Here is a 13,166-nt window from a genome sequence, read left to right as displayed (position 1 = left end):
CCCACGTCGTCGCGACGGGGCGCCCGTGCGCGGCGCGCCGTCGGAGGTCCCCGACCGCGGCGCGGCGACGGATGTCGGAGGCAGGGCCGCACCGGCGGTTCAGACCGCTTCTGGTGCCGGTTCCCCGCCCGCAGCCGAGCGAATCGTTGGATGTGTCACGCTACCATGACGCGCGGGATTATCAACTCAGTCCCGTATTCGATTGCGGGTGTAAACTTATGTTGATGTCTCTGGCCGGTGCGAAGACGGTTACTTGTTTCGCATCAGCAGCACGAGCCAGCCGATCCCGAGGATGAAAATTATCAATCCGATCGAGACGAAGACGGGCGTGCCGAGATCGATGAGGCGGGGCGCGAGCTGGGTGGCGAAGGCCGCCACCACCAGGGCCACCGCGACGCGCGCGGCCGCGCGCTCGATGCCGCGGGTGACCTTGTCGAGGCCCTTCACCTCGATCTCGACGGTGACGCGGCCCTGCTTCAACCGCACCAGCATCAGGTGGATCAGGGTCGGCAGCTCCGAGGCGGCGCCGTAGAGGCCGACGCCCAGGGCCTCGGCCTTCTGCTTGAGGGCCGAGAGCGAGAACTGCGTCTGCATGCTCGCCCGGACCGTCGGGCCGGCGGCGGCGAACAGGTCGAAATTCGGGTCGAGGTGGCGCATCACGCCGTCGGCGGTGACCAGCCCCTTGAACAGGATGGCGAGGTCGGTCGGCATGGCTAGGTCGTTCTCGCGGGCCATGTTCATGAAGTCGGTGAGCACCAGCCCGAGATTCAGCGGGATCGACGAGTGGCTCTCCACGAAGGACTGGGCCGAGACCTGGAGGCGGGTGAGGTCCGGGTTGCTGGTGCCGGTCCAGTCGAGGAGCACGGCCATGAGGCCGTCCGCGTCCTGCTTGAGCATGGCGCCGATCAGCACGAGCAGCTGCGAGCGCCGCCGCTGCGACAGCCGGCCGATGATGCCGAAATCGATGAAGCCGATCTTGTTGCCCGGGAGCGCCAGCATGTTGCCGGGATGCGGGTCGGCGTGGAACACGCCCTCGATCAGCGCCATCTGCAGGAACGCGTCGGTGCCCTTCTGGGCAAGCAGTTTCTTGTCGATGCCCGCCGCGCGCAGGGCCGCCTCGTCGTTGGGCGGGATGCCGTGGATGAAGTCCTGAACCAGCACCCGCTCGGAGCAGTACTCCCAGTGGATCTTCGGGAAGACGATGTCGTCGCGGTCCTCGAAGATCTGGGCCAGCAACTCGCAGTTGCGCGCCTCGTTGAGCAGGTCGAGCTCGCCGTTCAGGCCCTCCGCGAGGTGGCGCATCTGCTCCCGCGGCTGGTAGCGGGCCATGTCGGGCCACTCGTTCTCGACGATGCGGGCGCCGTGCGCCATCAGGCGCAGATCCGCCTCGATGATCTTGCGCAGGTTCGGCCGCAGCACCTTGACGATGACGTCCTCGCCCGAGTGCAGCCGCGCCCGGTAGACCTGGGCGATCGACGCCGAGGCGATCGGGTTGGTGTCGAACTCGGCGAACACCTCCATGGGCTAGGCGCCGAGATCGAGCTCGAGCTGCGGGCCGATCTGCTCCCACGTCACCGGCACGACCTGGCTGTGGAGCTTCTGCAGCTCCTCGGTCCAGGCCGGCGACAGGAGGTCCGGCCGGCTCGCCAGCACCTGCCCGAACTTGATGAAGGTCGGCCCGAGCGCTTCGATCGCCCGGCGCAGCCGCTCCGGCTCGGACAGGCGCGTGACGTCGACCCGAGGCTGACGGCGCGGCACCAGCGGCAGGTAGCGCAGGCCGAGCCGGTCCACGACGCGGGTGACGCCGAAGCCGATGAGGATCGTCGCGATCTCCGACAGCCGCTGGCGGTCGCGGGCGGCAACGAAGGCTGTCTTCAGCATGAATGGAGCGATCCGGTCGGACGGGATTGGGCGTCCGGACAGCACGAGCATAAGGACTTTTTTGCGGTCGCGAACCCCGGTTCCGCCCCGGGGCCGCAACTTAGGCGGCGCGGTCGGCGGGGCGCGGCGGCGGCGGGGCCGGCGCGGACGGGGGCGCTGGCGGCCCGTCAGAAGGCCGGCTCCAGGCCGCTGGTCCGGTAGGCCTCGGCCGCCCGCGGCGTCGTCAGGCCTGCGAGGAACCGGGCCGCGCCGTCCCGGTCCGTCGCGCCGCGCAGGATCGCCGCCGCGAAGGTGGTCATCTCCTGCACCGGGTCGGGGAGGGGGCCGACCACCTCGATGCCGGGCACGACCATCAGCTCGCTGATCTGCTGGACGGCGATGTCGGCCTCCCCGGAGACGAGCTTCTCTGCCGTGAAGCCCTGCGGGATGATCGTCGCCTTAGCGTTGACCGCCTCGGCGAGGCCGAGCCGCGGCAGCAGGCCGGCGAAGTAGATCCCGCTGGCGCCGGTCCGGGAGTAGGCCACCGAGCGCGCCGCCACCAGGGTGCGCTTCAGCGCCTCGACGGTCGCGATGTCCGGATGCGGAGCTCCGGCCTTGACGGCGATGCCGTAGCGCGAGCGCACCACGTCGATCCGGCTCTCGGGCTCGACGCGTCCCTCGGCGACCAGCCGGTCCATCGCGTCCGACAGGACCAACACCGCGTCGGCGGTCTCGCCCTCGGAGAGGGTCTTCATGATGACGGTGGTCGGCGCCCAGTGGATCGTCGTCCGGCCCCCCGCGGCCTCGAAGGCCGGGACGACGTGGGCGTCGAAGGCGCCGCGCACCACCAGCGCGCATTTCAGGCGTGTCTCGGGTCGCTCGTTCGCCATGATGGGTCTCGTGTTTCGTCTCTGGAACTGGGCGCCCCGGCGCTCCGCCGGGTCACGTCGGCTCGGCTGGCCCGCCCTCGGGCGTCGCTGCGCGGCCGCCTCAGGCTGAGTGGGCGATGGTCCGCGCGCCGAGAAGCCGGACCGTCATCGCGGCGGCTCGGCGCGGGAATAGTCGATCGCCGTGAAGCCGCCGCCCTGGTAGCGCTCCACCACCGGGTTGCCGCTGGTCTTCCCCTCCAGCGCCGCCGCGTGGGAATCGGCGCTGTCCTGCGGCGCCCAGCCGATGACGGCGCGCCCGTCCTTCCGCCACCAGGTCATGCGGCTGTTGTTCGACGCGCCCCAGATCACCACCGAGCCCGTCGGGCCGAGGTCCGGGGCCAGGGTGGCGCGGGTGATCAGCCGGGTCAGGTCGGCGTAGGACAGCCACGTGGCCAGCATCCGCGCGTCGGTCGGCTCCGGGAAGCACGAGCCGATCCGCAGGAAGACGCTCTCGACCCCGTGCTTGTCGCGGTAGAGGCCGCCCATCAGCTCGCCGTAGGCCTTGGACAGGCCGTAATAGCCGTCGGGTGCGAGGCCGCAATCGTCGTCCAGCACCTCCGAGCGCGCGTGGAAGCCGATCGCGTGGTTCGAGGAGGCGAAGATCATCCGGGCACCCTCGCGCCGGGCCGCCTCGTAGGCGTGGTAGAGGCCGCGGATGTTCGGGCCGATCACCGTCTCGAACGGGTGCTCCACGGAGATCCCCCCGAAATGGAGGATCGTGCCGCAGCCCTCCGCCAGCCGCAGGATCGCCGGCCCGTCCTCCAGGTCGGCGACCTGGAACCGGGCCCCCTCGGGTAGCGGATCGGGGAAGGGGACGCGGTCCGTGAGCCGGAGCGTCCAGCCCTGCGCGCCGAGCGCGCGGGTCAGCACGCGCCCGAGGGCGCCGGAGGCCCCGGTCAGGAGGACGGGTTTGGACGGGACGGTCTCGGCACTCATGGGACGCTGCTCCAGATTCCGGCGGCCTGGTCGGGCAGCCTTGATCAGACGGCCTCGGTCAGACGGCCTCGGTCAGACGGCCTTGGCCGCGGTGAGGGGACCGGCTTCCGCCGGGTTGCGCGGCCGCCGCACGAAGATCGCCATCGCGACGACGCCGGCCGCCGCGATCAGGGCGGCGATCACGAAGGCGCTGGCGTAGCCCCCGAGATACTGCACGGCCAGCCCCGTGGCGGTCGGCCCGATGATGCCCGAGATGTTGCTCAGGAGGTGGATGAAGCCGCTGACGCCGCCGACCCGCGCCTCGGGCACCAGCTCGTGGATCGTCGCCCAGCAGGATTGCACCGAGCTGGTCAGCATCAGCACGGCGAGCGCGATGAGCGAGACCGCCATGGCGGTGCTGGTCGCGGCGTTGACGGCGAGCAGGGCGACGCCCGCGACGGCCAGCGGCACGATCGTGGTGATCTTCCGCGCGGCGAGCTTGTCGCCCATGCGCGTGTAGACGAAGTCCGCCACCACGCCCCCGCCGACGTATCCGACGAAGCCGCAGGCCCAGGGAATCGAGGCGACCAGCGCCATCTCCTTCACCGGCATGTGCAGCGCGTCGGTGAGGTAGCTCGGGAGCCACGAGAGGAAGATGTAGAGGGTGTAATTCACCGCGAACATGCCGAGCCCGAGCGACAGGGTGCTCGGCAGGAACAGGTATTCCTTGAGCGACCGGGCATGGTCGGACGGCGCGAGGTGCGTGACGGCCCGGCTCCGCTCCACGAGGGCGATCTCCTCCGGATCGACCCGGGGATTGTCCTGGGGCCGGTCGGTCATGAGCATCCGCCACGCCACGACCCAGAGCAGGCCGACGGCGCCGATGGCCACGAACGCCACCCGCCAGCCGTACTGGATCGCCAGCAGGCCGACGACCGGCGCCGCGATGGCGCTGCCCACCGTCTGGCCCGAGAAGGTGAAGCCGATGGTCCGGGCGGTCTCCTCGCGGGGGAACCACGTGGTGATGGTGCGGTTCGTGGTCGAGTTCATCGGACCCTCGGCGAAGCCGAACAGGGCGCGGACGACGAACATCTGGGCGAAGCCGGTCACCGCGCCGGTGAGCATGCACAGGACCGACCACGCGGCGGCGGCCCAGCTGTAGACGCTGCGCGGCCCGTAGCGGTCGGCGAGCTGGCCGCCCACGAAGGCGAACAGCGCGTAGCCGAAGAAGAACGTGCTGAAGATCACCCCCAGCTCCGAGGGCGACAGGTTCAGGTCCTCCTTGACGAAGGGCGCGGCGACGCCGAGCGCGGCCCGGTCCATGTAGTTGATGATACCGGCGATGAACAGCAGGAACGCGATCAGGAATCTGTAACGCTTGGCGAACATTGGGCATCCTCCGAAATATTTATGGTTTTCTTTTCTTGATTGCTCGGTGCGGCCCGGCGGCCAGAGGTCACGGTTCGACCGCCGCCGGCTCCGCCTCTCCTGCCCCTGAGGGGCATGGTCAGGCCCACGCTCGGCGCGGGCCCGAACGCGCGTCGGCGCCTCCTACAAGAACGCGATCGTGCAGGGGCTGAGGCTCGGGCGTTCGCCCGTCCGGGTCAGGTCCCCGGTCTCGGGATCGATGGCGAAGGCGACGAGGCTGTCGCCCTGCTCGTTGGCGACGAGCAGGTGGCCTCCGTCCGGTGCCAGGATCATGAAGCGCGGGTCGCGGCCGCCGGAGGGCGTCCAGCCCGCCGGCTCGAGGCGCCCGGCCGGGTCCGCCCGGAACCGCGCGATCCCGTCCTGCCCGCGGTTCGACGCGTAGACGAACCGCCCGTCCGGCGTGACCGCGATGGCCGCGGCGGTGCTCGCCCCGAAGAAGTCCGGCGGCAGGGTCGAGGCGAGGTGCAGGGGCGTCAGCGTCCCGGCGTCCGCGTCCCACCGGCAGGTGGCGACACTCGAGTCCAGCTCGTTGACCAGAAAGGCGAGGGGCCGGTGCGGGTGGAACGCGATGTGGCGCGGGCCGGCGCCGGGCCGCATCGCGGTCTGCGAGACGACGGCGAGCCGCTCACCCGCGAGCTTCAGCACGAAGACGCGGTCGAGGCCCTTGTCGGGGACGACGACGTGGCGGCCGTCCGGCGACAGGACCACGTGGTGCGGGTGGGCGCAGGCCTGCTCGGTCCGATGCGGGCCCGGCTCGCCCGGCAGCGGCAGGACGTCGCGCGCGGGCTCCAGGCCGCCATCGGCGCGCACCGGCATGAGGGCGACCGATCCGCTGGCGTAGTTGGCGACGATCAGGAAGCGGCCGTCGGGGGCGAGGGCCTGGTGCACGCTGTTGGTGCCGCCGGTGGCGGCGCTGCCGAGACCGCGCAGGGTGCCGTCGGGCGAGACCGCGAAGGCGCTCGCCGCCTCGCCGTCGCCCTGGACCGTGTAGAGGATCGCGCGCGCCGGGTCGGTCACCAGGAAGGACGGGTTCGTCAGGTTCTCGACCCGCCCTAGACGCGTCCAGTCGCCGAGGTCGCGGCCGGTCCGGTAGATGTCGATGCCCTGGCCGCGCGCCCGGCGCCGCTCGGTCGTGAAGCAGCCCACGAAGGCGAGGCCGCGGGGGGCGGTATCGGTCATGCGGAGCATCCGGATCGGGGACAAGGCTGCGGCGGCAGCCTGCGGGATCGACCGCGCGGGGATGCCGGCCGCCCGAGAGCGGCCGCTCCGGCGCCCCGGGAGGGGGTCCGCCTCGCGGGGACCGGCGCGCTGCGCGTGTTCGGGAAGACGATCATGGTCGATCCTCCCGCCATTGGCTCAGGCCCGCCGCGGGGCGCGGCGCAGGAAATCGGGATTGAGTTCGGACAGGCGGTTCACCCCGATCAGCGCCATGTCGCGGTTGAGCTCCTCCTTGAGGATCCGCATCGCGTGCTCGACGCCCGGGACGCCGCCGAGCGCCGCGGCGAACATGAAGGGCCGGCCGAGCAGGACGAAATCGGCGCCCAGCGCCAGCGCCTTCATCACGTCGGTGCCCCGGCGGACGCCGCTGTCGACGATGATCTTCAGCCCGCCCTTCCGGGCGGCGATCTCCGGCAGCACGTCGAGGGGGGCGACGGCGTAGTCGAGCTGGCGGCCGCCGTGGGTCGACAGGATCACGCCGTCGGCGCCGCACGCCCGCGCGATGTCGACATCCTCCGGCGCCAGCAGGCCCTTCACAAGCAGGTTGCCGGACCAGCGCTTGCGGATCGCTTCCAGGTTCTTCCACGAGAGCTGGTCGCGGGCGATGGTGTTGCGCACCGCGCCCTGGGACATCATCGGCGGCCCGCGCTCGGCCTCCGTGTTCTCGAAGTGCGGGGCCCCGTGCTTGAAAAAGGTCCGGGCGACCGTTCCGAGCAGCCAGCGCGGGTGGGTGACGCTCTGCCACGCCACCTTCGGCGTGACCTTGATCGGCATGGAGAAGCCGCTGCGGATGTTGTGCTCGCGGTTGCCGAGGGTCGGGGTGTCGGCCGTGACCACGAAGGTCCGGTAGCCGGTGGCCTCGACCCGGTCGAGGAGGCGGTCGATCCGGTTCTGGTCGCCCGGCAGGTAGCCCTGGAACCAGGCCTGCGGGTTCTGGGCGTGGACGTCCTCCAGCCTGATCAGCGAGGAGGCGCTGAGGCACATCGGCAGGTTCATCCGCCGGGCCGCCTCGGCGAGCACGAGGTCGCCCCGGTAGGCGATGAAGGCGGCCCCGCCCAGCGGCCCGATGCCGAAGGGCGCCGCGTAGGTCTGGCCGAACAGCGTGGTGGCGGTGTCCCGCGCCGAGGTGTCCCGCATCAGGCGGGGCACGAGGGCGTAGTCGGCGTAGGCGCCGCGGCTCTGCGCCAGGGCCGAGCCGGTCTCGACCCCGCCGGAGACGTACTGGAAGATCATCGGCGGCAGCAGCTTGCGCGCGTGCCGCTCGAAGTCGTCGAGCGCCAGCAGGTCGCGGAACCGGTAGGGCGTGACCGCGTCGCTCCGCTTCAGGCTGGTGACGATGGCCTGCGGGGCGGCGATGCCCGCCGCAGTCGCGTCGGCGCCGCCGACGGTCGGCGCCGCGCGCTCGGGGGCTCCCAGTCCGGAGGCCGGCCGGTCGAGCGTCGCCATCGGGTCCTCCTGCGGGTCGCCGGATCGCGCGGCCTCTTGAAAGCGCTTTCAGATAGCCAGCGGCCGGGCGAGGTGTCAATATTCTGCCGGTCCGGCTCAGTTGGCCGGGCATCGCCGCGTCGCGTATCCGGTACCGGCGCGATGCCCGTCGGGCCGCTCGGGGGTGGGGGATCGATCTCAGTGCTGGACCTGCCGGAAGAGATCCTGGAGCCGCCGACGCGCGGCCCGGTTGCCCGGGACGTCGCCCGCCGCGCCGGCGTCTCGACCGCGACGGTCTCCCGGGTTCTCAACGGCTCCGCCGGGGTCCGGGCCGACAAGCGCGAGGCGGTGATGCGGGCCGCGCAGGATCTCGGCTTCGTCGCCAACGGCGCGGCCCGGGCGCTCTCCACGCGACGGTTCATGGCGGTCGGCGCGGTCGTGCCGAACATCGAGAACGAGGCCTTCGTGCGCGTCCTGTCGAGCTTCCAGGACAGGCTGCGGCAGGCGGGCTACACCCTGGTCGCGGCCAATGCCGGCTACGACCTGGAGGACGAGCTCCGCGAGGCGACGTTCCTGCTGGAGCGGGGCGTCGACGGGCTGATGCTGGTCGGCGACATCCACCACCCGGACCTTCACGCCCGGATCGCCCGCGCCGGCATCCCGATGGTCCAGACCTTCAGCCTGTCCCGCGAGCGGCCCTGCGTGGGCTTCGACAACGCCGCCTCGGCGGCCCGGGCGGCCAACTACCTGATGGACCTCGGTCACCGCCGGATCGGGGTGATCTCGGGTCTGCGCAAGGACAACGATCGCGGCGGCGCCCGGGTCACGGGCATCGCGGCGGCGCTCGCGGCCCGGGGCCTGCGGCTCGCCCCGGAGCACGACATCGAGATCTCCTACGGGATCGGCGGCGGCCGCGACGGGTTCCGCCAGATGCTGGCGGGCGGACCGCCGCCGACCGCGATCATCTGCGGCACCGATCAGATCGCCTTCGGGGCGATGATCGAGGCGCGGGCCCGCGGGCTCTCCGTCCCCGGGGACCTGTCGGTGATCGGCCACAACGATTCCGACTTCGCGCCCTTCCTGGACCCGGCGCTGACGACGATCCGCATCCACTCCGCCGAGATCGGCCACGCCGCCGGCGACCACCTGATCGCCCGGATCCAGGGGCGGCCGATGGTCCGCCTCACCGAGATCGACGCCGAATTGATCCTGCGCGCCAGCACGGCCCCGCCGAGGCGTACCGGCGCCTGACCTGCGCTATCTTGCCACCTCTTTGAAATCGCTTACAACATGCGGACCGGCGCGGCCGGGTCCGCGCCCTCTCCGGAACACAGCATGGCTCCCCGCATCGTCCTCCTGCACGCGACGCCGGTCGCCATGGCGCCGATCCAGGCCGCCTTCGCCGAGCGCTGGCCGGAGGCCGAGACCGTCAACCTGCTCGACGACGGCCTGTCCCTCGACCGGTCGAAGGAGCCGGGCGCGATCTCGGAGAGGATGATCGAGCGCTTCGTGCGGTTCGGCCGCTACGGCCACGACATGGGCGCCGACGGCATCCTGATCACCTGCTCGGCCTTCGGGCCGGCGATCGATCGGCTGATCGAGAGCGTGCCGGTGCCGGTGCTCAAGCCCAACGAGGCGATGTTCCGCGCCGCCATCGCTCAGGGCGCGCGCATCGGCATGCTGGCGACCTTCGGCCCCTCGGTCGGCACGATGACGGACGAGTTCGAGGAGTTCGTCGCCGAGACCGGGCGCCCGGCAAGCCTGCGGACGGTCCTGGTGGACGACGCGATGGAACGGCTGCGCGCCGGCGATGCCGAGACCCACAACCGGCTGATCGCCGAGCGGGCGCCGGACTTGCGCGACTGCGACGCGATCATGCTCGCGCATTTCTCCACCTCGCGCGCGGCCGAGGCCGTGCGGAAGGCCGTCGACATCCCGGTGCTGACCGCGCCCCACGCGGCGGTGGACCGGATGCGGGCGATGATCGAGACCGGCGGGAGCGCCTGAGCCATGACGCGACCCATGAAGCTCGGGTCCTACAAGGATCGTCTCAGCGGCCATTGCGGCTTCCTGTTCACGGAGCTGCCGCTGGCCGAGCGCTTCGCGGCGGCGGCCCGGGCAGGGTTCCGCGCCGTCGAGCACCCCAACCTGTTCGCGACGCCGGCCCGCGAGGTCGCGGGCTGGCTGGAGCGGGCCGGCGTTCCGCTGGTCCAGACCGGCTTCCCGGCGGGGGACGCCGCCAAGGGCGAGAAGGGGTTCGCGGCCCTGCCCGACCGGATCGACTACTACCGCTCCACGATCGAGCCGACCCTGGACTACGTCGCGCAGCTCGGCTGCCGGATGGTTCACCCGATGGCGGGCGTCCGGCCTGCCGGGGTCGAGCGGGCGCGGCTCTGGGACACCTACCTCGACAACCTCGCCTTCGCGGCCGACGCCGCCGGCGCGCGGGGCATGACGGTGATCGTCGAGCCGATCGGCCCCGGCTCGATCGCCGACTACGTGATCGACGACCCGCTGGTGGCGGTCGAGGCGATCCGGGCGATCGGTCGCGACAACGTCAAGCTCCTGTTCGACGCCTATCACTGCGTCTGCCTCGGCCACGATCCGGCGGCGCTGATCCGGGCGCACGCGCCGCTCATCGCCCATGTCCAGATCGCCGACGACCCCGGGCGGCACGAGCCCGGGACCGGCACGATCGCCTTCGACCCGATCTTCGCCGCCCTGGAGGAGGTCGGCTATTCCGGCTTCGTCGGCTGCGAGTACCATCCCGCGGCCGGCACCGAGGCGGGGCTCGGCTGGATGAGGGCGGACGCGGCGTAGGCCGGGGGCTCAGAACCGGGCCGCGACGCCGCCGATGATCGTGCGCGGCTGCCCCGGCGTCGCGTAGCGGTTCTGGAATGCCCGGTCGTAGAACGTCGCGTCGAACACGTTGTCGACGTTCAGGTAGATCCGCACGCCCGGCGCGATCTGGTAGTACGAGATCAGGTTGACCAGCGTGTATTGCGGCAGGTTGAAGGTCGCGAGCGCCGTCCCCGCGGCGCGACGACCGACGAAGTCGAGGCCGCCGCCGAGCCCCAGACCCTTCAGCTCGCCGCTCTGGAACTCGTAGACCGTCTGGAACGCGAGGCTGTTGGCGGGCACGTTGGCGATGCGCGTGCCGACCGGAAGGGTGTTGTCGCGGGCGACGGCCGCGTCGACGCGCGTGTAGGTCCCGATCACGCGCCAGCCCGGTGCGAGGTAGCCCGCCGCGGTCAGATCGAAGCCGCGGCTGCGGATTGCGCCGGTGGCGACGCTGAAGTTCGGATCGACCGGGTCGGTGCTGAGGACGTTGGACCGCCGGATCTCGAACAGGGCGGCGGTGGCGTCGAGGCGGCCGTCGAGGAGGCTGACCTTCGCGCCGGCCTCGTAGCCCTCACCCTCCTCGAACGCGAAGGGCCGGCCGCTGCGATCCGTGCCGATATTGGGCCGGAAGGAGCGGGCGTAATTGCCGTAGACCGAGACCGTGTCGGTCAGGTCGTAGAGCAGGCCGAAGCGCGGCGTCGCCACCAGGCCCTGCAGGCTGGTGGTGCCCTTCGTGAGGTTGTTCGTCGAGACCAGCCCGAGATCCTCGACCCGCACACCCAGGAGCGCGTGGAGGCGGGGCGTCAGGTCGATCTGGTCCTGCACGTAGCCGGCGTAGCTCTCGGTCTTCTGCAGGAAGTTCGTGACCCGCGCGGTGATCGGCGGCAACGGCTGGCCGTAGCGCGGTGCGAGCAGGTCGAGGAGGAACGGGTTCGTCGCGACGTTCGAGCGGTTGAACACCTCGCGGTAGCGGTAGCTGTCGTATTCCAGCCCGAGCAGGAGCGTGTGGCGGAACGGGCCGGTCTCGAATTTGCCCGCGAGATTCGCCTGCAGGTCGAGATCGGACCACGTCAGGTCCCGCCATTCCAGGGTTCGCCGCTGGGTCCGGCCATCCGGCAGCAGGCCGATGGCGCCGACCCCGTAACCCGACAGGTTCCCGCCGAGCACCTGCGCGCCGGCGTTCAGCACCCAGTCCTGGTCGAACCGGTGCTCGACGCGCAGCTGGCCGAGGGCGTTGTCGACATGGGCCGGCGGCAGGCCCGGCTCGCCGATGAAGCGGCTGCGCGGCAGGGCGCGCACGTTGCCTCCCAACGGCACGATGCCGCGGTCGAAGGTCTGCGCCGTGCTGATGAAGTCACCCTCCAGGGTGATGGTCGTGTCCGCATTCGGCTTCCAGGCGATGACCGGGGCGAGGGCGTAGCGGTCGCTGGTGACGAAGTCCCGGAAGCTGCCGTTGTCCTCGACGGCGCCGGTGACGCGCGCCAGCACCTGCCCGCTCTCGTCGAGGGCGCCCGTGGCGTCGAAGGTGCTCCGCTTGGCGCCGAAGCTGCCGTACTGCGTGCCGATCGTGAGGGAGCGCGCCGCGAGGGGCTGCTTGGTCACGATGTTGAAGGTGCCGCCGGGATCGCCGCGGCCGTACAGGAAGGCCGAGGGGCCTTTCAGCACCTCGATGCGCTCGATGGAGACGATGTCGGGGCTGTTCGGGTAGCCGCGATTGATCGGGAATCCGTTGCGGTAATACTCGCCGGTGGCCACGCCGCGGATCGTGAACTCGGTCAGGCCGAGGCCGCCGAAATTGTTGCCGCGGCCGACACCCGCGAGGTCGAGGGCCGTGTCGATCCGCGTGGCCGCGGCGTCCTCCAGCACCTCCTGCGGTACCGCCACGATGGTCTGGGGCACCTCGCGCACGGGCGTGTCGGTCCGCGTGGCGCTCACCGCGCGCGCGATTCGGTAGCCGTCGACGCGGGTATTCCCGTCGCCGATCCCCGCCACCGAGAGTTCCTCCAGCTGGATCTCCTGGGCGCTGTCAACGGCAGTTTGTGCCGAGCCTGAGGACGGAAGAAATACCGGAGCGAGGATCAGGGAGATCTTGACTGCGCGCCCGGAAACGCCGCGCGAAGCCCGTGTGCAAGGATTTGCACAGTTACGCCGTACCACGATGTCGACCATTCTGTTTCGAGTGGCGCCAGATACGGTAGAGAAACACTCACGGTCAAGCTTGCTCTCGAGGTCATCCCGAAGGCTGGATTTCGAATAACTATAATCTGCGCGGGATCGACATCGCGCCTATGGTCTGGCGGGAGCCCGGACTCGTCGGTGCGAGACTGCGCTGCGGGCCTCCCGATCCCGACGGGCCGCGGTGAACGCCGTCGCACCGTCAACGGTTCGGGCCAAGTCCGCGGCGGGCCGCCTCGCGCTGTGCGGCCGGCCGCGGCGCCCCGGAGAGCGGCGCGAATCTGTCGCCGGACGCCGACGCGGACCGGGAGCGGTTCAGTGTCGGACGGCCCGAGTCCGCCGCGTCGCGCGGGAACAGTCCACAGGATCGTGCGC

At 71.1% G+C, this 13,166-nt stretch carries 9 protein-coding genes and 1 pseudogene; 3 read left to right on the top strand and 7 right to left on the bottom strand.

All coding sequences use genetic code 11. The features are described from left to right. Positions 1-249: 249 nt before the first annotated feature. The 6 genes and pseudogenes from ME121_RS03505 to ME121_RS03480 all read right to left on the bottom strand — a co-directional run bounded on the left by ME121_RS03505 (position 250) and on the right by ME121_RS03480 (position 7,796). Positions 250-1,881, bottom strand: a pseudogene (locus ME121_RS03505) (ABC1 kinase family protein). Between the two features lie 167 nt (positions 1,882-2,048). Next, the gene (locus ME121_RS03500) at positions 2,049-2,750 is read right to left on the bottom strand and encodes a molybdate ABC transporter substrate-binding protein (RefSeq protein ID WP_059408358.1); all 702 of its coding nucleotides are present in this window, start codon (positions 2,748-2,750) and stop codon (positions 2,049-2,051) included. Between the two features lie 144 nt (positions 2,751-2,894). Next, complete coding sequence (locus tag ME121_RS03495; RefSeq protein WP_012320354.1) at positions 2,895-3,725, bottom strand: NAD-dependent epimerase/dehydratase family protein; 831 nt, start codon at positions 3,723-3,725, stop codon at positions 2,895-2,897. Between the two features lie 72 nt (positions 3,726-3,797). Further along, the gene (locus ME121_RS03490) at positions 3,798-5,093 is read right to left on the bottom strand and encodes an MFS transporter (RefSeq protein WP_012320353.1); all 1,296 of its coding nucleotides are present in this window, start codon (positions 5,091-5,093) and stop codon (positions 3,798-3,800) included. A 162-nt stretch (positions 5,094-5,255) separates the two neighbouring features. Further along, on the bottom strand, positions 5,256-6,311 hold the full coding sequence (locus tag ME121_RS03485; protein WP_024829325.1) for a lactonase family protein: 1,056 nt from the start codon (positions 6,309-6,311) through the stop codon (positions 5,256-5,258). A gap of 177 nt (positions 6,312-6,488) precedes the next feature. Further along, a complete protein-coding gene (locus tag ME121_RS03480; protein WP_059408357.1) occupies positions 6,489-7,796 on the bottom strand; it encodes an alpha-hydroxy acid oxidase in 1,308 nt (435 codons plus the stop codon). Positions 7,797-7,976: 180 nt separating this feature from the next. On the opposite strand from ME121_RS03480, the gene ME121_RS03475 reads away from it, so the two are divergent. From ME121_RS03475 to ME121_RS03465, 3 genes are all read left to right on the top strand, one after another. Then, the gene (locus ME121_RS03475) at positions 7,977-9,026 is read left to right on the top strand and encodes a LacI family DNA-binding transcriptional regulator (protein ID WP_024829327.1); all 1,050 of its coding nucleotides are present in this window, start codon (positions 7,977-7,979) and stop codon (positions 9,024-9,026) included. A gap of 84 nt (positions 9,027-9,110) precedes the next feature. After that, positions 9,111-9,782: an aspartate/glutamate racemase family protein gene (locus tag ME121_RS03470; protein ID WP_059408356.1), complete on the top strand. Its 672-nt coding sequence runs from the start codon at positions 9,111-9,113 to the stop codon at positions 9,780-9,782. A 3-nt stretch (positions 9,783-9,785) separates the two neighbouring features. Further along, the gene (locus ME121_RS03465) at positions 9,786-10,595 is read left to right on the top strand and encodes a hydroxypyruvate isomerase family protein (protein ID WP_234740681.1); all 810 of its coding nucleotides are present in this window, start codon (positions 9,786-9,788) and stop codon (positions 10,593-10,595) included. Between the two features lie 9 nt (positions 10,596-10,604). Here ME121_RS03465 and ME121_RS03460 read toward each other — a convergent pair whose 3' ends face one another. After that, positions 10,605-12,608 (bottom strand): TonB-dependent siderophore receptor, encoded by a 2,004-nt coding sequence (locus tag ME121_RS03460; protein WP_089231225.1) that lies wholly within the window; start codon positions 12,606-12,608, stop codon positions 10,605-10,607. Positions 12,609-13,166: the final 558 nt, after the last annotated feature.

Origin of the sequence: Methylobacterium sp. ME121 (genome assembly GCF_000974725.1) — a bacterium.
Classification (GTDB): Bacteria; Pseudomonadota; Alphaproteobacteria; order Rhizobiales; family Beijerinckiaceae; genus Methylobacterium; species Methylobacterium radiotolerans.
The sequence above is the reverse complement of the archived record's forward strand: the minus strand, read 5'-3'. Positions and strand labels throughout refer to the sequence as shown.

Bases quoted from the DNA above. Each gene is read 5' to 3' on its own strand.
- ME121_RS03500 (WP_059408358.1), bottom strand. From the start codon at position 2,750: ATGGCGAACGAGCGACCCGAGACACGCCTGAAATGCGCGCTGGTGGTG.
- ME121_RS03495 (WP_012320354.1), bottom strand. From the start codon at position 3,725: ATGAGTGCCGAGACCGTCCCGTCCAAACCCGTCCTCCTGACCGGGGCC.
- ME121_RS03490 (WP_012320353.1), bottom strand. From the start codon at position 5,093: ATGTTCGCCAAGCGTTACAGATTCCTGATCGCGTTCCTGCTGTTCATC.
- ME121_RS03485 (WP_024829325.1), bottom strand. From the start codon at position 6,311: ATGACCGATACCGCCCCCCGCGGCCTCGCCTTCGTGGGCTGCTTCACG.
- ME121_RS03480 (WP_059408357.1), bottom strand. From the start codon at position 7,796: ATGGCGACGCTCGACCGGCCGGCCTCCGGACTGGGAGCCCCCGAGCGC.
- ME121_RS03470 (WP_059408356.1), top strand. From the start codon at position 9,111: ATGGCTCCCCGCATCGTCCTCCTGCACGCGACGCCGGTCGCCATGGCG.
- ME121_RS03465 (WP_234740681.1), top strand. From the start codon at position 9,786: ATGACGCGACCCATGAAGCTCGGGTCCTACAAGGATCGTCTCAGCGGC.